Source organism: Ruminococcus sp. 1001136sp1_2201st1_G3_2201SCRN_220225 (assembly GCF_040924365.1).
Classification (GTDB): domain Bacteria; phylum Bacillota; class Clostridia; order Lachnospirales; family Lachnospiraceae; genus Blautia_A; species Blautia_A faecis.
In genome coordinates, this window is sequence record NZ_JBCOME010000056.1 from 4,314 (window position 1) to 27,159 (window position 22,846).

The following is a 22,846-nucleotide window of genomic DNA, read 5'->3' on the forward strand; positions in this document are numbered from 1 at the left end:
GTATAATCACCTTTCTTGATCGTCTTGCTTACCTTCAGTTTTCCGTTTCCTGCATCTGCTACAGTTACTTCAACAGTATACTCAGTAGTATCATAAGTAACTTCGGTATTCTCTCTCTGAACTTCTGATACTGTGTAAACATGAGTTCCAACATCTTTAAGAGTATAATTGAGCGGGCTGAATGTTACATTTCCATCTGCATCGTTGGCAACGGTCTGAATAGTCTCTCCGTTCTTGTCCTTCAGCACGAAGTTAAAGGCATCAGCTTCAAGAGCTTTGTTCTTCAGAGTCTTACTTGCCTCCAATGTCAGAGATCCCTTTGCGTCGTAGGTATTGTCGAATATAAGCTCCTGACTATCCTCAGCAAAAGCTGCACTCATTATTCCAGTTGCCTGGTCATAGCTTACAATTACTTTCACAGTAAAGATACTGTTATCGTAAGTTACACCATTTACAGTATAGTTATTCTCAGCGGTTGCTCCCTCCGGGATCACCTCGTTTACGGTGTACTCATAGGTCTTCTCGGATTCATAGCTTCCGTCCGCTTTTTCCAGGTCGGACAGTTTATAATTCAGCTTATTATTAAAGCTGATGCTTCCGTCTGACTTGTTGCTTCCGGTTGCTACTACCTTTCCGGCCTTGCCTTTTACTTCAAATGTAAACTCGCCATCCTTCAGGGTTCTTCCTTCCAGGCTCTTGGTTCCTTCCAGGTCAATTCCAGTCTCGGTGTCATAGCTGTTTGCAAATGCAAGTTTCTGGTCCTTGTCTGCCAACTCCGCTTTCATCGTTCCGCTTGCCTGGTCATAGCTTACTTTTACCTTTACAGTATACTCTTTGTCATCATAAGTGATTCCGTCTCCGGCGTTTCCCTTTACCTCACTTACCTTATAACTGTAAGTCTTCTCAGATGCATAGCTTCCGTCCCCTTTCTTCAGGTCGGACAGTTTGTATCCGATCCTGCTGAATGCGATCTTTCCGGCTGCATCGTTCGTTCCGGTTGCCACTACGGTTCCGACTTCGTCTTTTACCTCGAATTTGAACTCTCCTGCCTTTAGATTTCTTCCGCTCAGGCTCTTGGTTCCTTCCAAGGTTATTTCCGTTTCCTTGTTTTCTTCACTATTTGTAAATTCAGCACCTATAGTACTAGTTATACCATCCTCCCTACTATAAGTTACTGTAGGTGTACTAAAGTCAGCTGGCACAGCTACAGTCACAGTCCATCTATGATTATCATATGTAATTCCTGCTGCCTGCTCTGAAGAATCTTCAACAACCTCATATCTATAAGTTCCTGCTGTCGTATATTTGATTTCTCCAAAATTCTTCACACCATCATTTTGAGCAACACTAATTGTTTTCTTTCCATTTACAGCACCTTCTGGCATTGGTGCATTGTTAATTGGAGTTAATACAAAGTTAAACTTCTTATCTGCTGCACCATTAGTAAATGTTTTCTTAACCTTAATGTTTGCAGATGTTTCATCTTCTTTTTTAATATTATTAAAGGTCGCAACTGTCGCTGTATCTCCAGTCTTAGTCCCTTTATGATAAGTAACTTTTGCATTCTTGCTAATAATTACTCCATTTGAAGGAGTTGCATTTACCACAACTTCTGCATAGTAAACAGTTGTATCAATAGTATAACCCGCAACAGTTCCCTCTTCTGTTATCTTATACCAATAAGTTCCAGCCTCTGTAATATTTCCAAATGTATCAAATGAAACGAGTCCACCATCTCCATTGGATTTTGTATCAACAAGCGTTTCATTTCCCTTGTCATCAATCTTATACAACTTAAATGTAAATTTTCCTGCTTCGTTACCGGATGGGGCTTTGCCATTTACAGTCTTCTTAGCTTTTATTGCATAAGAAGTCACAACAGGAATATCTCTTGAAAGACAATGCCATTCTGTACCGCCACTTGTTACAGAATCTGCAACAATCCAACCTGCACCTACAGCTTTATTTTCAAAAGAACCATTTGGTACTAATACTACACCATGTATTGTTTCAGAAATAACAGAACTTGCATTGTTTAAATTGAAGATAATATTTTCGCAAGCCTTTTCACCAATTCCACCATTTGCGTATCCACCAATATTACAATTCTTCCCATCGATATTAAGTTGATAAGTTTTCAATGTGGCTGTTTCGTCTGGTATGTTTAATACAATATTTTGATCTCCAGTAATTTTAAGATTTAAATTAGAATTTGCATATTCTCCTATCTCAAAATCAATATAATAAGTTCCAGCTGGAGAGGTTGTTAAATCAATCACACCATTTTCATCAGCAACAGATGAATATTTTAAACCTTTTGTATGAGCATCAGAAGCTAGTTTATTACTAGTCATTCTTGACTCATCAACCATACTTCTAACAATATTCTGAATTTCCTCTTGGCTATATGTTTCTGTATCAATTACTAAACCTTTACTCCATATATCATTTCCAAATCTGTTAGCAGCGTCTGGTGTTGTATAAAGGATTAAATCACCCTGACCACCTTCAGAGTTCTTAAAAATATACCAACCATAATCAACATATGCACCAATTAAAGTAGTTCCATTACCGCCATAATTTTTACTACTCTTCATATTTCCAGAACCATGCAAAGTACCTACTGCAAGGTTTGCTTCCAGATCTCCATTACAAGTAAAATCATTAGCCACAATACCAAAATGTAATGAATTTCCTAAAACGGATTTATAATCAACTGTAGGTCCTGGCTGAAATACCACTTTTTCGATATTTACGTTGAAATTATTATTATCTGTTGTTACTGCTATTTTATAATTTACATTACCTTGTTTAAATTTTGAATCATTGGTCAAATTACTATTTAAATTATAAGTATCCCTTATAAAATACAGTTTTAAATCATCTGCATTTTCATCTTTATCAACTTTTAACTCTACGTCTGTTGTGTTGCTATCGATTTGTTCAATAGTAGAAACCGCCTCAACTCCAGAAGAAGTGGTCTTTCCAAGCATCACATACTTATACTGATTTGTAAATGCTGCAAAGTCAAGATCTGCATCAGCTACTATCTGAACATTGCGAGAAATAAATTCTACCTTATTTATATTTACAGTCAAACCACTTGCAGTTTCACTTACAGAAATTTTAAATTTATTTTCACCCTGTTGAAAAGTATCGCCAGTAGTTTTATAGGCTCCCCACTGCCAGCTCTCTTTTCCTTGCACAAAATAAATTTTCTTCTCTGTACCTTCTGCAACATCATTCAGTACAACATTTTCTGTTGTACTTATTTTTTCAATTGATGATGTTGCCCCAATCCCTGGCCACTTGTCGGGAGTCTCCGTTCCAAGCATTATATATTTGTAATCATTCAAAAATTGTTCCACGTCAAGTTCTTCTGCAACATTGATTTGAACATTGCACTGACTGCTGCTTTCCGCGGCCGCACTCTTCTGCTTCACCCTTCCCACCGTCGCCGCAAACGTCGTCACAGATGAATCAGCCATGATCATCACGAGAGCGAGAAACAGTGCCAGAAATCTTCTTAAATACCCATTCTTTTTCATAATGTCTCATTCCTTTCTTTGGATATGTAGATTTATTTTAACCGAATCGGGAATTATTTTCGGTTGCATGATAGATAGTATATGATTTTTAAATATATTCTATCACTTTGCCTCTTTCTCCAACTCTTTCATTTTCCGAAAGAGTTGCAAAAACGAGCGATTTCCTATGGCATTTTTAGCATTTTTCAAGTCTTTTCCATAAATCAGGAGCAAATGAGTTCATACTCATCACAAATCACATCGTAGACCATAATTTATCCCTCCATTTCACACATCTCTCCAATGGATGCCACATAGAAATCAACCTGAGTGAATTTCTTATCGCCAGAGAGCTTATTGAATTTTTTTGCAATTCGTTTGGAAACGATGGGGCAGTTCTCCTGGCTGATTTCGATCAGCATGACAATATACTGCCGGACATTGTATCTGGTGTAAAAATCACCTTTTCGTATGGATGACTGGATAGCCTGTCTGAGAAGTTCGGACTTTTCACGTTCCTTCTCCTCCGAAACATGATCCGCCTTATAGTCCAGTGTGCAAAGCATAACAAACACGGATAAACCGGAGCGCTCCACCATACGGCTGAATACATGATAGATGTCAACAAAGCTGGGAAACGGACAGAAATATGCTCCTACTGCAGCATCCTTTTCCCGAAGTCTTTCCTTGATATCGCTAAGGGCACCTGCTGCCTGTGAAGTCCGTTCTCCCATCAGCTTGAAACGCTTTAACAATCTCTCCGAAGGGGCCACTCCCATTTCATCGAATAAAAGCTTTTCGGTGTTTTGGTAAACTTCAAGGCCTTCCTTATATCGTGACATTCCGATCAGGCTGTCGATTTCCCAGACCTGCCACTCGTCAAAGGGATAAATTTCGGCGGCTCTGTGCGCCACTTTATGCAGATCTTCATACCGTTCATGCCCCTTCAGCCAGCGGCACAGCTCCTCTGTAACACGGAAGTACTCATCTCTGCACCGGACATTCTCCACAGCGACCCATTGCTCTCCGATCATATCCGGGAGAAATTCACCTTTATAAATTTTCCAGGCCTGCATCCAGAGATGGAGCTTGTCCTCTTCCCGTTTCTCCTTTTTTTCTTTCTCTATCAGTTTCCGGAACTCATTTACATCAACCTGAACTTCAATATTTCCGTCCCAACGGCACATTCCGGACTGGATATTTATGTATTTGCTATCTGGAAGTCCAATATCCTTCAGCTGTTTACGAAGTCTGAAAATGGTGTTGTTCAGGCTTCCGTTCTTATTCTCCACCTCAACTCTTCCATAAAGGGCATCTATCATAGCAGCTTTGGAAATTCCGCCGTCTTCGGTATGAAACATAAGCAGCTGAAAAAGCTGTGTAGTCTTCGATGCTTTATTTCGATCCAGTACCAGTTCTTTTCCCTTATATTCCAACGAAAAGGTTCCAAGCATGCGAACCTTTAATACGTTTTTTTCCATATACTTTTCTCCATAACTAAAATAATTCTAGAACGTATTTATTGCAGACGTAATTAGCAATAGCCTTTTATTTCCTTATTAATTATAATACGACTTTTTTACATAATAACACCAGAATAAAAAAAGAACTATTAACATTTGGTTAAAAAAAGGCAGAAGTTTTCGTTACATGTACTGAAAACTTCTGCTCTTACTGCTTCTTTATTCTGTTACTTCGTACTGCCTCAATTCATATTTCAGTTTGGTGCCCTCTTTGATTTCTATTAGCAAAAGGACTCCGGGCACCGGCTTCTCACCGGCATGTCCTCGCTTTTTACGTATCTTGCGTTAAATTCCATATTGATCTGGCGAAGCTCTTTCTTCCCATCAATGTATTCCTGATACATCTCAGCCAGCCCTGCCATACAACCGTCGCAGTTCGCCTCAATATTTCCAAGGGATTCTGCAACAATCTTCTCCCGCTCCTCACGGGTAGTTTCTGCGATTAAATATCCCGCCATCTTTACGCCTCCACTTTCTCAGGTAAATTTCATTATCTCTATTATAGCGTACTCCTTAACAATTTCAACTTTAACTTCCATAAACACTTTGGAATTAATTGATAAATCCACCTGCAAAAACTGTTTATTTTCTCGTTTATGTGTTATATTATATCTACCTTATATTAGCCAGGAGGACTTTATGCAGAAAAAACGAGTAGGTGTGATTACCTTCCATAACTACGACAATTACGGTGCCATCCTACAGAGCTACGCGCTTCAGAAAAAGCTGCAGGAAATCGGCACCCAGCCGGAAATTATTGATTACCGCTGCGACTATATCAGCAATCCTTTCCGCCTTGTAAACCTGAAAAAGAAAGGACTTTTTAACTATATTTACGGGACAATCGGCCATATCTGCTACATTCCCCGCCGTTTCAAATGCAACAGATTCCGCAGACACATGCGCTACAGCCAGCCTGTCACTCAGGGTAAAATGCAGCCGGTAGCTGGCAAATACGATATTTATATTGCTGGAAGCGACCAGATCTGGGATTACAAGCTTACCAATTTTGATACCACCTATTTCCTTGATTTTGTAAAAGAGGGGAAAAAGAAATGCAGCTATGCTGCAAGTATCGGTGAAAATCTTCCGCCGGAAGAATACCAGCAGAAATATAAAGAACTGCTTTCCGATTTTGATGAAATTCTGGTTCGTGAAGACTATGGGGCTGACATTGTAGAGAATCTCACAGAGAAGCGTCCTGAAGTGGTCTGCGATCCTACCCTTCTTCTCACTGCGGAAGAGTGGGATAAGCTTCTGGTTGAGCCAAAATATAAAGAAAAATACATTCTGGTTTACCAGCTGGGAATTAACAAAGAAATCGTAGACTTCGCCCGCCGACTCCACAATAAGACCGGCTACCGTATTGTATACATTCCTTTCCCATTAGTCGGACTTCTGAAATGTGACTGCAAGATCACAGTTGGTCCTGCAGAGTGGATGGGACTTTTCAAAAATGCAGAATATGTAGTTTCTGATTCTTTCCATGGTGTTGTTTTTGCCCTTATTTTTAACCGCAAATTCTTCGCCAAGGTAAACGGTCATCACATGAACCGCCGTGTTCAGCAGCTTCTTAATCTGGTGAAGCTTACCGATAGAACTATGGATGATGTTTCTTACGAGAAGCTTACCGAAGAAATTGATTTTACTTATGCAAATGAGCAGATTGCCCGCTTCCGTGAGCACTCTATGGAACAGCTGCGCCAGATGACATCTGAGGATTAAGCAGCGATTACCAATAAATGGAGATTTTTAGCAAATGAATAAAGAAAAAAATGTAAAAAAAGCCTTTTTATGGAATATGATCGGAAGTACCTGTTACTCAGGCTCCTCCTTTTTGTATCTCCTGGTGGTAACTCGTGTGTGTGGCGCACAGCTGGCAGGGTTTTATTCCTTAAGCTACGCTACTGCACAGCTGCTTCTGCAGGTGGGACGCTATGGTGTCCGCACCTATCAGGCCACGGATCTGGAGCACAAATATATTTTTTCCGAGTATAAGGTTTCCCGCATTATCACCTGTGCACTGATGATGCTGTTTGGAATTATTTACAGTTCCTTCAGCTTCAAAGGCGAATATATTATCATCAGCACTTTTATTATTATGATGAAGATGATTGATGCGGTGGAGGATGTTTTCCACGGAAATCTTCAGCAAAAGTACCATGTTGAGCAGATGGGAAAAATGCTGGCGGCGAGAAATCTGTATTCCGCAGTTTTTTTCACCGCTATGCTTATTATCACCAAGAACCTGTACTGCACCTGTGTTGCTACTTCTACAACCTCCCTTATTCTGTGTCTTATCATTAACTCACAGATGACCAGAAAATACGTTGGTCATGAAGAGGATGGACGCAAGCTTCAGATGTCTCATGTGTGGGAGTTACTTCGAACCTGTACCCCTATGTTTATCGGTACTTTTCTTTCCCTGCTGCTCTACAACATTCCAAAATACGCAATGGCTGGCGTTATGACAGATGAATATCAGACTTACTATAGCATTCTGTTTATGCCTTCTTTTGTGATTTCGCTGATGTGCGAGTTCGTGTTTAAGCCTACCATCACCACCATCGCAGAATTATGGTGGGAAAATAATGTGAAAAAGTTCACACTGTACATACTGCGGATCATTGGCATCATCCTTGTCTGCTGTGTGGCTGTTGTGGCCGGAGGGCATCTCATCGGTCGAACATTGCTGGAGATTATTTACGGTGTAGATCTTTCCCCATATAAGCTGCATTTCGTAGTTTTACTTATCGGCGGTGGAATCAGCGCGGAAGTCTACATGATCTACAATATCCTTATCGCTATCCGCTGGGGAAAATGCCTGCTTCCAGTTTATTCCATCACCGCAGTTATTACCATCGCAGCTGCCCGGATCCTGGTGCAGCAGTTGGGAATTATGGGCGCAGCATTGAATTATGTACTGTCCTGCTCCATTTTGTTTGTGCTGTTTACTTTGATCCTGATTTATGTAATTCTTCGTAAAAAACATCAGAACTAGTTCAATTAATACAACATCCCCCGGAAAGGAAATGTCCGTTTATTGGGACTATTCTTTCCGGGGGATGTTTTTTTATTTTCCTTTCGGATTTATGCGTGGAAGCTGATACTCTCGTATATTTTCATAGCCCGATAACGCCAACAGCAAAAGCAAGTCACGCTGTGGTCCTTTCCAGGATTCTACAGGTTCGTACCATTCGTGGATGGTATGCTCTCCACCGCCTTTTCCTCCCCAGCCCACGGTGATGGCAGGGATTCCAAGACTGATGGGGATGTTGGCGTCTGTGCTGGCAGCACCGATGTACAGGGTTTCCATGCCTATGGCCTGATTTGCAGCATTTGCAGCCTGGACAATCTGGCAGGATTTGTCCTGGGTACCAGCGGGGCGCCTGCCCTTTTGTTCGAAGGTGACTGTAATGCGGTCATCTTCTGCTGAGATTTCCCTGTCTCCATTATCAGCATTCACTGGCACTGCACCAGCTGTATCTCCCACACTGCTTTTCGCCGTCATATTATTGTCGTCAAAGGTTCCTGTACTCTCAGAACTTAAAGTTCCATATCCCCAGCGGGCGTTTTCCTCATTCACGGCTTCTTCTATTGCCTGGTGGAGTTTTGCAGATAATTTCTCAAGTTCCCCTGCATCTACAGAGCGCATATCCACCAGCATAGAACACTCTGCCGCGATTACATTTACAGACGTGCCGCCGTTTACTACGCCTACACTAAAAGTAGTTTTCGGATTCTTTGGTGTCTGGAAATCGCTGATTTTCGCAATAGCCCTTCCCATTGCGTGAATCGGGTTGGGAATTCCGAAGCCGGTGAAGCTGTGTCCGCCGGTTCCGTGGAAAGTTACCAGATAGCGTTCGCTGCCTACTGCCTGGTAGATGATTCCGGAGGTATTTTTATCATCGATGGAGACGAAACCGTCGTAGTGTCCTTCTGTATTTGCCATATTCTTAAACACATGCTTAATTCCCCTCAGGTCGCCGAGCCCTTCTTCACACACATTCGCACAGAACACAATATCTCCCTCGCCGCGAATTCCTGCAGCATTCATTGCTCTTGCAAGACTGAGAAGCTCCGCTACCGCCCTGGTATCGTCTCCGATTCCCGGACAGCTGTAGCGTTCGCCTTCTTTCTTCAAAGTAAGGTCTGTCTCCCTTTGGAAAACAGTGTCTGTATGTCCCGCAACCATGATTCGCGGTCCATTCCCAGTCCCTTTCCAGGTTCCCAGCACATTTCCCACCTCATCAACGTGCACATCTGAAAGACCGGCATCCACCATCTTCTTTCGGACATATTCCGCTTTCTCCCCTTCTTCATAGGAAGGCGCAGGAATCTGGCACATTTCCAGGTGCTCCTGCAAAGTTCTTTCATCATCTTCGCGCAAAAATTTTAGTGCTTCCTGCACACCATTATATTTCAGTAATTTATCCATAATCTTTCCCTTTCAACTATAGAAAAAGTCAGCAAGTTCCAGCCTTCCCAGCCCAAACCTCCTGACCCTCATACGTCTGATTATTATCTTTTTATCACCATACAGCGGTTTTCCACTCATCTGGTCAACACTACATTTGAAATGATTTTTTGCAGAATCGGATCCACTGAACATAATTATAATCTCTCCAGCAGCTTCTCCAGATCCGCATAACTCTCAATATTATTGGACTCCCTGCGAAGCCCTGCACTGTGGGGCATCCCTGCTGTATACCATGCCACATGCTTGCGCATCTCCCGGATTCCGATGAATTCACCCTTCATTTCAATCTGAGCCCGCGCATGCTTCAGAATCATCGCTTTCACCTCTGCCAGAGAAGGTCTTGCCAGCTCTTCCCCTGTTGCAAAATAGTGATTCATCTCCCGAAATATCCATGGATTTCCTTCCACAGCACGCCCGATCATCACCGCATCACATCCGGTCTGCCGAAAAAGTTTCTCCGCCTTTTTCGGCGAATCCACATCCCCATTTCCAATCACCGGAATGGAAACTGCTTCTTTAACCCTGGCAATGGTCTCCCAGTCTGCTATCCCGGAATAATACTGCTGCCGTGTCCGTCCATGAACTGCAATAGCTGCTGCCCCGGCATCCTCCACGCGCTTTGCAATCTCCACAATATCCACTGGCTCATTCTCAAAACCGATACGAACTTTCACTGTCAATGGCTTCTGAATGGCAGAAGAAACGCTTTTCACAATCTTCACGATCAGATCCGGATTTTTCAAAAGAGCTGAACCTTCACCGTTATTCACTACCTTCGGCACCGGGCATCCCATATTGATATCCAGAATGTCAAAAGGCTCTTCCTCAATTTCCTTCGCTACCTCCGCCATCAGCTCCGGCTCGCTTCCAAAGAGCTGCATGGAAATAGGATGCTCCACCGGGTCGATTTCCATCAGAGCCCTGGTATTTTTGTTCTTATAGGAAATAGCCTTGGCACTGATCATCTCCATGCAGAGAAGCCCAGCGCCCTGCTCCTTGCAAAGCCTGCGAAAAGCCAGGTCGGTAACGCCCGCCATTGGCGCCAGGACGAACCGGTTTGGGATCTCCACATTTCCGATTTTCCACTTCATCTCCTTTGGAAGCTCATATCTCAACTTAGAATCTAAATTACTACTCATATCACCTTAATTACTTTCATATTTGATGTGTAACTATTCAATCCTTTCAACAATTACTCGCTTCGTGAACTCAAATGTCACATCTGATGAGCTGCTATTTTCCCTGTTTATCAGTTTATCCACACAGCTTACTCTTCTGTCTTCTCTTTATCCACATCTTCCCCAAGGAAGAACACACGATAATACATTTCCAGAGATTCCAGAAGCTCCTCTTTCTCTACACGCAGCTTTTTGATTTTCAGTGCACCGCCAATATCATCATAAAATCCATCAGCTTCCGTAGCCTCAGTTTTAAACTGCAGATTTCCATGATCATCAAACTCCAATGTGAAAATTCCGCCAATCTCTTCTGTGAAAAGAACGCACATGATCTGCAGTTCCTTCTTCACATGATCTGGCAGAGAATCAAAGTCTTTATTAAAATAATATTTCTGTTCATAGGCGCTTGCGCCACAAAGCACTACATTCTCCTGATACAATTAAGTCCCACCTTTCTGTTTTCATATGTGTCAACAACATTTTCGCAAGTGATATGCCCCATTCACTGTAGGATTATCGCAATCAGTGGGGAATATCATTTGCGAAAATGTGCCTAAATAACACAACCCTTATACATAGCTATACAGCCCGCGAACCGAAACCTCACCAGCGCTGACAGCTACGATCGTTCCATCGGTTTTCTCTACCAACAGCTCTCCGCCATCTGTAATCCCTCTGGCCACGCCCTCATACGGCTCTTTCGCCAGCACACGCACCGGCTGATTGTAATTGGCAAGAATACTTTCATATTTCTCTTTCAGCCCACTGAGGTCACAGGTCGCTGCAAATTTCTCATAGTATTCCTCAAAAGCTTCCATCACAAGCCCAGGAATCTGGCTTCTGTCAAATTCCCTGCCGCTCTCCAGATAAAGGGATGTAGCCTTGTCTGCCATCTCCTCCGGAAACTCTCTGATATTTACATTAATTCCCACTCCGATGACTGCATAGTCAATTTTTCCATCGCGGACTCCCATTTCGGTAAGGATTCCGCATATTTTTTTGTGGGAAACCACCACGTCATTGGGCCATTTGATACTTACATCAAAACCAAACTTCTTCACAGCCTTTGCAACTGCCATTCCCATCACAAGAGTAAGCATAGGAGCATACTGAGGCTCAAATTTCGGTCTAAGAAGAATGCTCATCATAACAGAAGTTCCCTCCGGCACTTCCCAGGAACGGCCAAGGCGGCCTCTTCCAGCCGACTGAAACTCTGCCAGTGCAAGAGTTCCCTCTGGTGCGCCTTCTTTCGCCAGACGCTTGATCCACAAATTGGTAGAATCTGTTTTTCTTGCAAAATGGACGGTTTTGCCCGCCCATTTTGTATGTATCTGATCTGCAATTGTGGTTTCGTTATAGATACTGCCTGTGACAATTTCTTCGTATGATTCTTTTTCGGAAATCATTTCAGATACCCTTTCTATAACTCCCAATCGTCCAGATTCTTTGAATGAATGATACATCTTATCTAGAGGATAAAAAGTAGTACATAAGAACGTAGGAACAATCGGAATTCATTAATTCATTGTTATCTGGAAGCCGAATTATTTATTCTCTGGCTCACCCAGTGTAGCAACCATAACCGCTTTAATGGTATGCATACGGTTCTCAGCCTCATCAAATACCTTAGAAGCCGGAGACTCGAATACTTCGTCTGTTACTTCCATATCTGTCAGATTGAAGCGCTCGCCCATCTCTTTGCCAATCTTTGTCTTAAGATCATGGAATGCCGGCAGACAGTGAAGGAAAATTGCTTTCTCCCCTGCATTCTTCATAACTGCAGAGGTTACCTTGTATGGTGTCAGATCATGGATTCTCTCTTCCCATACTGCATCCGGCTCACCCATGGATACCCATACATCTGTGTAAATAACGTCTGCGTCCTTCGTTCCAGCCTCTACATCCTCTGTAAGAGTAATGGTTGCGCCGGACTCTGCTGCGTACTCTTTGCACTGAGCAACCAGCTCCTCATTCGGGAAATATTTCTTACTTGTGCAGGCTACGAAATGCATACCAAGCTTGGAGCAGGCTACCATCAGGGAGTTACCCATGTTGTAACGGGCATCGCCCATGTATACCAGCTTGATTCCTTTCAGATATCCGAAATGCTCACGGATGGTAAGCATATCTGCTAACATCTGTGTTGGATGATATTCGTTTGTAAGACCGTTCCAAACCGGAACTCCTGCATATTTTGCAAGATCTTCTACAATTTCCTGACCAAATCCACGGTACTCAATACCATCATACATTCTTCCAAGAACTCTTGCAGTATCTGCAATGCTCTCTTTCTTGCCGATCTGAGAGCCAGTTGGATCCAGATAGGTGCTTCCCATTCCAAGATCATGGGCTGCCACCTCGAAGGAACAACGTGTTCTGGTGCTGGTTTTCTCAAAGATCAGGGCAATATTTTTGCCTTTGTAATACTCAGTAAGCTCACCGGCTTTTTTCTTTGCCTTTAACTCAGCGGATAAATTAAGAAGATACAGAATTTCCTCTGGTGTAAAGTCTTTCAGTGTCAAAAAATTTCTGCCTTTTAAGTTCATAATAATCCTCCTCTGGTGCCAGGTATAGTGCCTGGCACCATTTTTCTTTCTGTCATACTTTACAGTAAACTGTCGTATAAGTCTTTCAATTTTTCACTTTTCAGACTGACCATAGTCGGCTTTCATCTCATTAATTTCTTTTTTCAAGAATGTTACTCTTCTTTTTTATCCTTCTCATCCACAACAACTTCCTTCAAAGAAGCTGCCAGTCCTGCCAGATTCTGGATCTCTGACGGGATAATGATCTTGGTAGATTTACCGTCTGCCACTTTCGCAAGAGCTTCGAAGCTCTTCAGGGTAAGAACTGCATTGTCAGCACCTGCCTCCTTGATCATACGAAGACCTTCTGCATTCGCCTTCTGAACCTTCAGAACTGCCTCTGCCTGACCTTCTGCCTCTTTGATCATACGCTCTTTCTGCGCTTCCGCGCGAAGGATAGCAGCCTGTTTCTCAGCTTCGGCATCAAGAATTGCAGATTCTTTTTTACCCTCTGCAACAAGGATGGTGGATTTCTTCTCACCTTCTGCGATCAGGATTGCCTCACGTCTCTCACGCTCTGCTTTCATCTGTTTCTCCATGGCTTCCTGAATAGCAGCCGGAGGAATGATATTTTTAAGCTCTACACGGTTTACCTTGATTCCCCATGGATCAGTTGCCACGTCAAGGGAAGCACGCATCTTGGTATTGATCACCTCACGGGAGGTCAGGGTTTCATCCAGTTCCATATCACCGATAATGTTACGCAATGTAGTCGCGGAAAGATTCTCGATGGCCATGATCGGATTCTCAACGCCGTATGCGTACAGCTTCGGGTCTGTGATCTGGAAAAATACAACAGTATCAATCTGCATGGTTACGTTATCTTTTGTGATAACCGGCTGTGGTGGAAAATCTACAACCTGCTCTTTCAGATTGACTTTTCTTGCCACACGCTCTACAAATGGAAGTTTGAAGTGTACGCCGGTTCCCCATGTTGCCTGATAAGCACCTAAGCGCTCAAGTACGATCGCATATGCCTGGGGTACGATGCGGATGCAGGATGCCAGGATCCACAGCACCAGAATGATGACAATCAGCAAAAATAAGATACTTCCCATATTACGCCTCCTTTGGCTCCACGATCAATTTAACACCGTGGACTGCTTTTATGATTACTACAGTATCAACCGGAATTGTTACGCTGTCATCGGATGTCCGGGCCATCCATTCAATGTCATTGATGCGGACCTGACCTGTCTGGGCCAGATTATTGATCTTCTGGATCACGACAGCCTTTTTTCCAAGAAGACCTTCCACATTTGTTTTCTCTGTGTCTTTTCTCATAAGCTTCAGAGCTGCCGGTCTTGTAAAAAACAGCAGCACCAGTGAAACACAGAAAAACAGAAGAAGCTGCGGCACGATTCCCATTCCAATGCCGGCTGCAATAGCGGCAGCAAGTGCGCCTCCTGCAAACCAGATGGTGGTAAGTGCCGTGGTAAGCCCTTCAATAACCAGAAGCACAGCCAGGACTCCCAGCCAGATAATTGGTTCCATAAGACTCCCCCTTTCAGATAAGCGATTGTCAAAATCTGCCATACGTCATCAGATATACTTCAGCAGACAGATTCCAGATCAGCTAACCCTACCGTCTCTGCCTTGCAGCCTCATACATCAAAATTCCTGCAGCCATAGCTGCATTCAAGGACTCCACCTTGCCGCACATGGGGATCCGGATGAGACAATCGGCAGCTTCTGCTGCCTCTTCCGTCAGCCCGTTTCCTTCATTTCCAATAAGAAATGCTGTGCCGCCCTGATAATCTTCCTGATCATAGGAATTTTTTCCTTTCAGGTGGGCTGCAAAGGTACGGATACCTTTTTGCTCCAGTTCCGCTTTTAATGATACCACATCCTCCACATATAGGAAAGGCATTCTGTAAACAGATCCCATTGTTGAGCGGATGACCTTTGGATTGGTAATGTCTACGCAGGTTTTCGTAAGAAAAACACCGGAAACACCAGCACCCTCACCTGTTCGGAAAATAGTCCCTGCATTTCCCGGATCCTGAAGATCCTCAAGAACCATTACCAAAGGAGCATCTCCTTTTAAAATATCTTCCACAGTCCACACCGGTTTCTTCAGAACTGTAAGAATTCCCTGTGGAGTCCTGGTATCACACATCTGGCGGAAAACATTATCTGCCACGATTTCTCTTTTTTCTTCCGGAAGCTCCATGACCTGCTTCATCAGGGACTCCTCTGCTGTCAGGGATTCTGTCACATAAACCCTGGAAATCCAGTCCTTTGGAGCTTCCCCGAACATTTTCCGTCCCTCAGCCACAAACAACCCCTGTTCCCTGCGGGCCTTGGCCTTCTGGTTTAACTGTATGATATTTTTCACCTGTGTATTATTTGCACTGGTTATCATAAATTATCCTCCCTGTTACAGCGGCTTTCGGAATTTATTCAAATCCTCGTTCTTTCCTACTGCAACCAGAATACAACCCGCTTCCAGCTTCTCCGCAGGATTCAGGTTTACATTTACAGAATCTCCATGCTTCACTGCAACCAGATTTATATGATGCTGCTCACGGAGCCTGATCTCTGAAAGACTTTTCCCCACCCATTCATCCGGGATCCGGAATTCTGCCATACTGAACTCCGTAGAAAGCTCAAACACATCCTCAAATCCACTGGCTGTAAAATTACGGGCAACGCGGATGCCCATGGAACGCTCCGGATATATTACCTGATCAGCACCAATTTTCTCCAGGATCCGGCCATGAAGGGAATTCATTGCCTTCGCCAGAACAAGCGGGACGCCCAGGTCCTTCACCTGCATGGTAGCTGTAATACTGGCTTCCATATTTTCTGCAACCGCAATAATCGCAACGTCTACATTCTGCACACCCAGGGATTTCAGAATTCCAGGCTCGCGCACATCTGCACGAACTGCATAAGTGACAGTATCTGCAATTTCCTGAATATTTTCATCTTTATCATCAATTGCCAAAACATCATAATCTGCATTCGCAAGCTCTTTTGCCAGGGTCATTCCAAACTGCCCCAATCCAATGACTGCAAAGGATTTTCCGCTCATTCTAATCTCCTTTAAAATCTGCTATGAAAGCAACGGACTTTCATGCGGGATAATGTCGTCCACAGACGCCATTTTCTATCCTATCATAATATTCTCTTCTGCCAGATGTACATCTTTAGTTCGCTTCTGCGCACGGGATACAACTGCCGCGCCCAGTGTCAGCGGACCGATTCTTCCAAGATACATGGTAAAAATAACGATCCATTTGGCCGGTGTATTCAGGACCGCGGTCAGTCCTCTGGAAAGACCTACGGTTCCAATTGCAGAAGTAAGCTCATACAGCACATCCACAAAAGGTGCATCCGGCATAATTGCAAAAATCCCCAGCACGGAAATAAGCAGCACACTAACCGCCATTCCCACAACTACCTGCGCAGAACGGATATAACTGCTGCGAATCTTTCTCCCATAAACCTCTACATCCTTTTTTCCCCGAAGGTTGGCAATAATACTCATCACAAGCACTGCAAGTGTAGTCGTCTTCACTCCGCCGGCAGTCCCCATAGGAGAACCTCCAACCAGCATAAGAAACAGACAGATCATTACACTTCCGCTGGTCAGCGCCCCCTGAGCAACTGTAAAAAACCCTGCAGTTCTTGTGGTCACAGACTGAAATGCCGCTGCCATCAGCTTCTGTCCAAAGGACAGACTTCCCAGTGTGTCCGGGTTCTTATACTCAAACAGTAAAATACAGATTGTCCCACCAAGGAGCAAAATCCCGGTTGTAGTCAAAACCAGCTTGCTCTGCAGACGAAGGGTCCGGAATAATCTGCCAGGAGAAAGTTTCTTCTGAAAAACCAGCTTTATTCTTTCTCCAAGATCCCACCATACGTTAAAGCCAAGTCCAGAAGCAATAATTAATCCCATAGTTGTCACATTCACCAGAGGATTGGTTACATAGTCTGCCAGACTGTTCTCTCCCAAAAGATCGATTCCTGCATTGCAAAAGGCTGAAACCGCTGTAAAAACAGCCTGTCCCAGACCTTTCACCAGTCCAAACTCTGGTACAAAGCAGAATGCATAGCCGACGGCTCCGATTCCTTCTGCTGCAAACACACAGAGAACCACTTTTCTCACCACTGTTACCAGACCGGACATCTGCTCCAGATTATAGGATTCCTGGATCATTCTGCGGTTCTTCAGACTGATCTTCTTATTCAGGGAAATAAAAATAACGCTTGCAAGTGCGATCAGTCCAATTCCGCCAATCTGTATGAGCAAAAGGATCACCAGTTTGCCAATCAGACTCCAGTGAGTGGCTGTGGTCACAGTCACAAGACCGGTTACACATACGCAGGTGGTGGCTGTAAACATAGCATCGGAGAACGAAGTGGTCTGGCCTGCTGCCGTACAGAAAGGCAGCCACAGAATTAATCCTCCTACAAAAATTACCCCCGCAAAGCTGAGGGTAATGATCTGTGCCGTATTCAGTTTATGCAATTTATATTGCAGGTTTTGAATGAACATAAGCTTCCTTTATGCCACTGCCCTCAGCATCTTTTGCAAAATATTCTGCTGCAGAATGTCAGGAACAATGACTCTTTTATAATTACGGTTCACCTGCCGTCGGCACATAGCTCAAAGGATTTCTGCAAAATGTGTATCACATACTGTAAAACCCAGTCGGAAATATGCCCTGAGACAAGTGAACCGTATTATCACTGTTATTTCCTATAGTTATGAGAAAGGGACTCACAAACCTCCCACATATATGGAGTGACGCTCTTCTCCATTGCAAGAGCTTCATTGATATCGAAATCAACGAAATCACCATGGCGGTATCCAACAACACGGCTCTTCTTGCCTTCCAGAAGAAGGTCTACTGCCATAGCACCCATCATGGATGCATATACACGGTCTTTACATGTTGGGCTTCCACCACGCTGCATGTGACCAAGGATAGTAGCACGTGTCTCGATTCCTGTAGCAGCCTCGATACGAGTTGCCATAGCCTGTGAATGGCCGATACCCTCTGCATTGATGATGATGTGGTGTTTCTTACCCATCTTACGGCTCTCAATAATGTTATTGATCAGCTTCTGCTCATCATAGTCATACTTCTCAGGGATCAGAACATCCTCGGCTCCGTTGGCAATACCACACCACAGTGCAAGCCAGCCGGCTCCACGTCCCATAACCTCGATGATACTGCATCTCTCATGGGAAGTAGATGTATCACGAACCTTGTCAATTGCTTCCATAGCTGTATTAACAGCGGTATCAAAACCGATGGTGTACTCTGTACATGCAATGTCAAGGTCGATGGTTCCTGGAATTCCGATTGTATTGATTCCAAGGTTAGCAAGCTTCTGTGCTCCGGCAAAGGAACCGTCTCCACCGATTACAACAAGTCCGTCAATACCGTGCTTGCGGCAGATCTCTGCACCACGCTGCTGTCCTTCCGCTGTGCGGAACTCGGCACATCTTGCAGTGTAAAGAATTGTACCACCACGCTCGATGGTGTCGGATACATCTCTTGCTGTCATATCGATGATCTCTTCGTTTAAAAGGCCGTTATAGCCCTTCTGGATACCTTTTACTTTAAGTCCGCTGGAAAGTCCACGTCTTACAACTGCACGGATTGCAGCGTTCATTCCAGGAGCGTCACCGCCACTGGTAAGGACACCAATGGTCTTAATTTTGTTTTCTGCCATAATAATCTCCTCCATCTTATGAATCGTCGGGAGCTGTGTCTCCATTTTCAGTGGAAACGCCCTCGTTTTTCTATACACATATTCAGCATTAGTTTATAGCATTTTCAAAGGTTTTTCAAGACTCTTTCCTTAAGTAATTGCCGAAATTACACTCTGTTTTCCGTGATTTTACCATAATTTTCCATATACCTGTCTGATTCTTCACTTTAAAGCGTTTTCAGAGCTCTTTCTACAACCCGGATATTGCCTTCACCATATTTTTTACTCATCTGTGCAAGCCATTCATCCTGCAGATTTACATGGTATGCAGCAGACAGTTTTTTCATTGCTTTTACATCTTTCAGATAAATAACGACAGTGTCTGTACCCTGAGAATTCCGTAGATCCTCCAGAAGCCCTTTTTCTTTCTGGCTGTAATCATCCTTACTTTCAAACTGGATCCAGAGTTCTCTCGGAATATCGGAGAATGACCGTACCTTTTCCAGGATCAGCTTGCTGGCCTTGTCATCCTCTGCGGATACACGTCCCTGGATGAATACCCTGGCATCCTCATTGATCATATTCTGCCATTTCTCATAATCTCTTGGGAAAACCATGACTTCTACAGTTCCAACCAGATCCTCCACGGTAAGAAACGCCATCACTTTGTTTGTCTTGGTATACTTCACGTTTTTCTCTGTGATCATGCCTCCGATGATGACTTTCTGATTGTCCCGTACTTTTGACTCATCCGGTTCACCACCTTCACGGTCATCTTCATCTGATGGCTGGAAATCGATAGTTCTTGCGGAAATCATTTTTTCCATCATATTACGGTAGCGATCCAGGGGATGGCCGCTCAAGTATATGCCAAGGACTTCTTTTTCGTAGGACAAAACCGTCTCTTTGTCATATTCTTCCAGATTCGGCATACGAATCTCAAATTCTTTTTTTTCATCTTCGCTGGCAATGTCGAATAAGCTGAGCTGCCCTGCCATAGACTGCTTCTTGTTTCGGGAAATGTCATCTACGATCTGACCAAAAACGACCATCTTCTGATGACGGTTTCCTTCCAGACAATCCAGAGCACCGGCCTTGATAAAGTTCTCAATGGCACGCTTGTTCACAGCTTCCATATTCCGCTCAATAAAGTTCTTCACGGAAAGGTACTCGCCATGTTCTTTTCTCTCTGCAACAATAGCCTTGATGACCGGACGCCCTACGCTCTTGATTGCGGAAAGCGCATAGAGGATCGAGCCTCCTGATACGGAAAAGCCATACTCGCCTTTGTTGATGTCCGGCGGCAGGATTGGAATGTTCATCTGACGGCAGACCTGAATATACTCGGCAACCTTGGTAGGCTTGTCGATTACGGAGGTCATCAGCGCAGCCATATATTCTACCGGATAATAGTATTTCAGAAAGGCAGTCTGATACGTAACATAGGCGTATGCCGCAGCATGGGATTTGTTAAATGCATACTGTGCAAAATCGATCATTTCATCGTAGATCTTATTTGCAATTTTCTCGTCAATTCCATTCTTAATACATCCAGGAACACCTTCTGCTTCATTTCCATAGACAAAAGCCTGGCGTTCTTTTTCCATAACGTTAAGTTTCTTCTTGGACATGGCTCGGCGAAGAAGATCGCTTCGTCCCAGGGTAAATCCGGCAAGGCTCTGTACGATCTGCATAACCTGCTCCTGGTACACGATACAACCGTGAGTCGCTTTCAGGATTGGCTCCAACTGAGGACAATCATAGTGGATGGTGTCTGGACGGTTCTTGCCGCGGATATACTGGGGAATAAAGTCCATAGGGCCTGGGCGGTACAGGGAAATTCCGGCGATTACATCCTCAAGGCTATGTGGCTTCAGTTCTTTCATGAATCCTTTCATTCCGCCGCTTTCCAGCTGGAACACACCGTCAGTACGACCTGTTCCAAGAGAATCCAGCACTTTCTGGTCATTATAATCTATCTTTTGCATATCAAGGGATATGCCGTAATTTTTCTTTACATTTTTTACTGCGTTGTTGATTACAGTCAGGGTTCGAAGGCCAAGGAAATCCATTTTCAGAAGGCCCAGTTCTTCCAGGGTAGTCATGACAAACTGGGTGACGATGGTTCCGTCCTGCGCGCGAGAAAGGGGCACGTATTCGGAAACATCTTTCTGGCTGATTACAACTCCGGCAGCGTGCATGGAAGTATGTCTTGGAAGACCTTCCAGACGTTTGGCCATGTCAATCAGATGATGCACATCCGGCTGCTCGTCGTATGCTTTTTTCAGTTCCGGGTTTACTTCCATGGCTTTGTCGATTGTGACAAGCTTCACATTCGGTATTTTGGCAGGAACCATTTTCGCAATGGAATCTACCTGGGCATATGGCATATCGAGGACACGGCCTACATCACGGATAACACCGCGGGCTGCCAAAGTACCAAATGTAACAATCTGAACCACACAGTCTTTGCCGTATTTCCGTACAACATAGTCGATTACTTCCTGTCTTCGCTCAAATCCGAAATCCACGTCAATATCAGGCATGGATACTCGCTCCGGGTTCAGGAAACGTTCAAACAGAAGGTCGTATTTGATTGGATCAAGTAAGGTGATTCCAAGGGTATATGCAACAATACTTCCGGCTGCGGAGCCTCGTCCGGGACCTACTTCAATACCATTGCTGCGGGCATAGTGGATGAAATCCCACACAATGAGGAAGTAGTCAACATAGCCCATATTTTTGATGGTGTTCAGCTCGTATTCCAGTCGCTCCCGCAGCTCTGGGGTAACTGGGTTGTACAGGCGCTCCAGACCTTCGAAGCAGAGCTTATTCAGATATTCCCAGGAGGTATAGCCATCGGGAACATCGAATCTTGGCAGTTTGGTAACTCCGAATTCAATTTCTACGTGGCAGCGCTCTGCTATTTTATGTGTGTTCTCCAAGGCTTCCAGTGCATATGGGAAAAGTGCCGCCATTTCCTGCTCGGATTTCACGTAGTACTGACCGCCTTCGTAACGCATACGGTCTGTATCGGACAGCTTCTTCCCTGTCTGGAGACACAAAAGAATGTCGTGAGGATCAGCATCTTCTTTGTAGGTGTAATGAATATCGTTAGTGGCTACCAGGTCAATTCCAGTCTCCTGATGCATGCGCAGAAGCTGCTGGTTTACATTCTGCTGCTCCGGGATTCCATGATCCTGAAGCTCCAGGAAGAAATTGCCTTCGCCGAAAATTTCCTGATAGCGGAGGGCCGCCTTCTTAGCGTCCGGGTACATTCCTCTGGTAAGGAACCGGGCTACTTCACCGGCCAGGCAGGCGCTCAGCGCGATGAGGCCTTCGTGATATTCCCGGAGAAGCTCCAGGTCTACTCGGGGTTTATAATAAAAACCTTCTTTAAAGCTTTTGGATACGATTTTCATAAGGTTCTGATAGCCCTGATTGTTCTCGGCAAGAAGTACCAGATGGTAGTAACGATCGTCGCCGCTGCCGATCTCGCGGTCGAAGCGGGAACCAGGGGCTACATAGACTTCGCAGCCAAGGATCGGATTGATTCCGGCTGCTTTCGCTGCCCGGTAAAAATCGATGACGCCGTACATAACTCCATGGTCTGTGATGGCCGCGCTGTCCATCCCAAGCTCCTTTACACGGGCAACGTATTCTTTTATTTTATTGGAACCGTCCAGCAGGGAGTATTCGGTGTGGACGTGGAGGTGGGTAAAAGCCATTGTGTGTCTCCTTCTTCGCAAATTTTCTATTTAGTGTGTTGGGAGGGTGAAAAGTTTTTCAGGAGGGACGCATTTGGGCAATGTGTATTACTCACTCGCCGGCGCAACGCTCCAGCGAACTAATCGCTAACTGCGACTAATGCGTTCGGGAGAGC

The 22,846-nt window shown here is 44.2% G+C and carries 17 protein-coding genes; 2 read left to right on the forward strand and 15 right to left on the reverse strand.

Annotation, left to right across the window (positions count from 1 at the left end; all coding sequences use genetic code 11):
• The 3 genes from AB5642_RS15885 to AB5642_RS15895 form a co-directional block, all read right to left on the reverse strand.
• A partial coding sequence (locus AB5642_RS15885) for an FctA domain-containing protein (RefSeq protein ID WP_368371748.1) occupies window positions 1–3,548 on the reverse strand: 3,548 nt, incomplete at its 3' end.
• A gap of 254 nt (window positions 3,549–3,802) precedes the next feature.
• Window positions 3,803–5,008 (reverse strand): bacterial transcriptional activator domain-containing protein, encoded by a 1,206-nt coding sequence (locus AB5642_RS15890; RefSeq protein ID WP_237963807.1) that lies wholly within the window; start codon window positions 5,006–5,008, stop codon window positions 3,803–3,805.
• Window positions 5,009–5,271: 263 nt separating this feature from the next.
• Window positions 5,272–5,508: a purine biosynthesis protein PurH gene (locus AB5642_RS15895; RefSeq protein WP_118583972.1), complete on the reverse strand. Its 237-nt coding sequence runs from the start codon at window positions 5,506–5,508 to the stop codon at window positions 5,272–5,274.
• 181 nt (window positions 5,509–5,689) lie between these two features.
• Between AB5642_RS15895 and AB5642_RS15900 the strand changes: the two genes are divergently transcribed.
• Window positions 5,690–6,775, forward strand: coding sequence for a polysaccharide pyruvyl transferase family protein (locus AB5642_RS15900; protein ID WP_148463328.1), 1,086 nt, complete (start codon window positions 5,690–5,692; stop codon window positions 6,773–6,775).
• Between the two features lie 34 nt (window positions 6,776–6,809).
• Window positions 6,810–8,051, forward strand: a complete 1,242-nt coding sequence (locus tag AB5642_RS15905; protein WP_148463327.1) for a lipopolysaccharide biosynthesis protein — start codon at window positions 6,810–6,812, stop codon at window positions 8,049–8,051.
• A gap of 72 nt (window positions 8,052–8,123) precedes the next feature.
• Here AB5642_RS15905 and AB5642_RS15910 read toward each other — a convergent pair whose 3' ends face one another.
• The 12 genes from AB5642_RS15910 to AB5642_RS15965 form a co-directional block, all read right to left on the reverse strand.
• Entirely contained in the window at window positions 8,124–9,488 is a 1,365-nt protein-coding gene (locus AB5642_RS15910; RefSeq protein WP_173736403.1) for a M20/M25/M40 family metallo-hydrolase, read from the reverse strand.
• Between the two features lie 176 nt (window positions 9,489–9,664).
• A complete protein-coding gene (dusB, locus tag AB5642_RS15915) occupies window positions 9,665–10,621 on the reverse strand; it encodes a tRNA dihydrouridine synthase DusB (RefSeq protein ID WP_227201096.1) in 957 nt (318 codons plus the stop codon).
• 176 nt (window positions 10,622–10,797) lie between these two features.
• A complete protein-coding gene (locus AB5642_RS15920; protein ID WP_118583962.1) occupies window positions 10,798–11,148 on the reverse strand; it encodes a DUF6145 family protein in 351 nt (116 codons plus the stop codon).
• A 129-nt stretch (window positions 11,149–11,277) separates the two neighbouring features.
• Window positions 11,278–12,114 (reverse strand): biotin--[acetyl-CoA-carboxylase] ligase, encoded by an 837-nt coding sequence (locus tag AB5642_RS15925; protein ID WP_368371749.1) that lies wholly within the window; start codon window positions 12,112–12,114, stop codon window positions 11,278–11,280.
• A gap of 138 nt (window positions 12,115–12,252) precedes the next feature.
• Window positions 12,253–13,254 carry an ornithine carbamoyltransferase gene (argF, locus tag AB5642_RS15930; RefSeq protein WP_347088925.1) on the reverse strand — a complete coding sequence of 334 codons (1,002 nt, stop codon included), beginning with the start codon at window positions 13,252–13,254 and terminating at the stop codon, window positions 12,253–12,255.
• A gap of 152 nt (window positions 13,255–13,406) precedes the next feature.
• Window positions 13,407–14,351: an SPFH domain-containing protein gene (locus tag AB5642_RS15935; protein WP_173717396.1), complete on the reverse strand. Its 945-nt coding sequence runs from the start codon at window positions 14,349–14,351 to the stop codon at window positions 13,407–13,409.
• Between the two features lies 1 nt (window position 14,352).
• Window positions 14,353–14,787: an NfeD family protein gene (locus tag AB5642_RS15940; protein ID WP_173717395.1), complete on the reverse strand. Its 435-nt coding sequence runs from the start codon at window positions 14,785–14,787 to the stop codon at window positions 14,353–14,355.
• Window positions 14,788–14,875: 88 nt separating this feature from the next.
• The gene (locus tag AB5642_RS15945; RefSeq protein WP_173774042.1) at window positions 14,876–15,658 is read right to left on the reverse strand and encodes an RNA methyltransferase; all 783 of its coding nucleotides are present in this window, start codon (window positions 15,656–15,658) and stop codon (window positions 14,876–14,878) included.
• 15 nt (window positions 15,659–15,673) lie between these two features.
• Complete coding sequence (locus AB5642_RS15950; RefSeq protein WP_148463321.1) at window positions 15,674–16,330, reverse strand: TrkA family potassium uptake protein; 657 nt, start codon at window positions 16,328–16,330, stop codon at window positions 15,674–15,676.
• A 75-nt stretch (window positions 16,331–16,405) separates the two neighbouring features.
• On the reverse strand, window positions 16,406–17,797 hold the full coding sequence (locus AB5642_RS15955) for a TrkH family potassium uptake protein (protein ID WP_173718341.1): 1,392 nt from the start codon (window positions 17,795–17,797) through the stop codon (window positions 16,406–16,408).
• A gap of 197 nt (window positions 17,798–17,994) precedes the next feature.
• Window positions 17,995–18,984, reverse strand: a complete 990-nt coding sequence (pfkA, locus tag AB5642_RS15960; protein WP_173718340.1) for a 6-phosphofructokinase — start codon at window positions 18,982–18,984, stop codon at window positions 17,995–17,997.
• Between the two features lie 206 nt (window positions 18,985–19,190).
• A complete protein-coding gene (locus AB5642_RS15965; protein WP_368371751.1) occupies window positions 19,191–22,691 on the reverse strand; it encodes a DNA polymerase III subunit alpha in 3,501 nt (1,166 codons plus the stop codon).
• Between the last annotated feature and the right edge of the window lie 155 nt (window positions 22,692–22,846).

Coding starts and splice junctions, on each gene's coding strand:
- AB5642_RS15890 (WP_237963807.1), bottom strand. CDS start 5,008: ATGGAAAAAAACGTATTAAAGGTTCGCATGCTTGGAACCTTTTCGTTG.
- AB5642_RS15895 (WP_118583972.1), bottom strand. CDS start 5,508: ATGGCGGGATATTTAATCGCAGAAACTACCCGTGAGGAGCGGGAGAAG.
- AB5642_RS15900 (WP_148463328.1), top strand. CDS start 5,690: ATGCAGAAAAAACGAGTAGGTGTGATTACCTTCCATAACTACGACAAT.
- AB5642_RS15905 (WP_148463327.1), top strand. CDS start 6,810: ATGAATAAAGAAAAAAATGTAAAAAAAGCCTTTTTATGGAATATGATC.
- AB5642_RS15910 (WP_173736403.1), bottom strand. CDS start 9,488: ATGGATAAATTACTGAAATATAATGGTGTGCAGGAAGCACTAAAATTT.
- dusB (WP_227201096.1), bottom strand. CDS start 10,621: ATGAAGTGGAAAATCGGAAATGTGGAGATCCCAAACCGGTTCGTCCTG.
- AB5642_RS15925 (WP_368371749.1), bottom strand. CDS start 12,114: ATGATTTCCGAAAAAGAATCATACGAAGAAATTGTCACAGGCAGTATC.
- argF (WP_347088925.1), bottom strand. CDS start 13,254: ATGAACTTAAAAGGCAGAAATTTTTTGACACTGAAAGACTTTACACCA.
- AB5642_RS15935 (WP_173717396.1), bottom strand. CDS start 14,351: ATGGGAAGTATCTTATTTTTGCTGATTGTCATCATTCTGGTGCTGTGG.
- AB5642_RS15940 (WP_173717395.1), bottom strand. CDS start 14,787: ATGGAACCAATTATCTGGCTGGGAGTCCTGGCTGTGCTTCTGGTTATT.
- AB5642_RS15945 (WP_173774042.1), bottom strand. CDS start 15,658: ATGATAACCAGTGCAAATAATACACAGGTGAAAAATATCATACAGTTA.
- AB5642_RS15950 (WP_148463321.1), bottom strand. CDS start 16,330: ATGAGCGGAAAATCCTTTGCAGTCATTGGATTGGGGCAGTTTGGAATG.
- AB5642_RS15955 (WP_173718341.1), bottom strand. CDS start 17,797: ATGTTCATTCAAAACCTGCAATATAAATTGCATAAACTGAATACGGCA.
- pfkA (WP_173718340.1), bottom strand. CDS start 18,984: ATGGCAGAAAACAAAATTAAGACCATTGGTGTCCTTACCAGTGGCGGT.
- AB5642_RS15965 (WP_368371751.1), bottom strand. CDS start 22,691: ATGGCTTTTACCCACCTCCACGTCCACACCGAATACTCCCTGCTGGAC.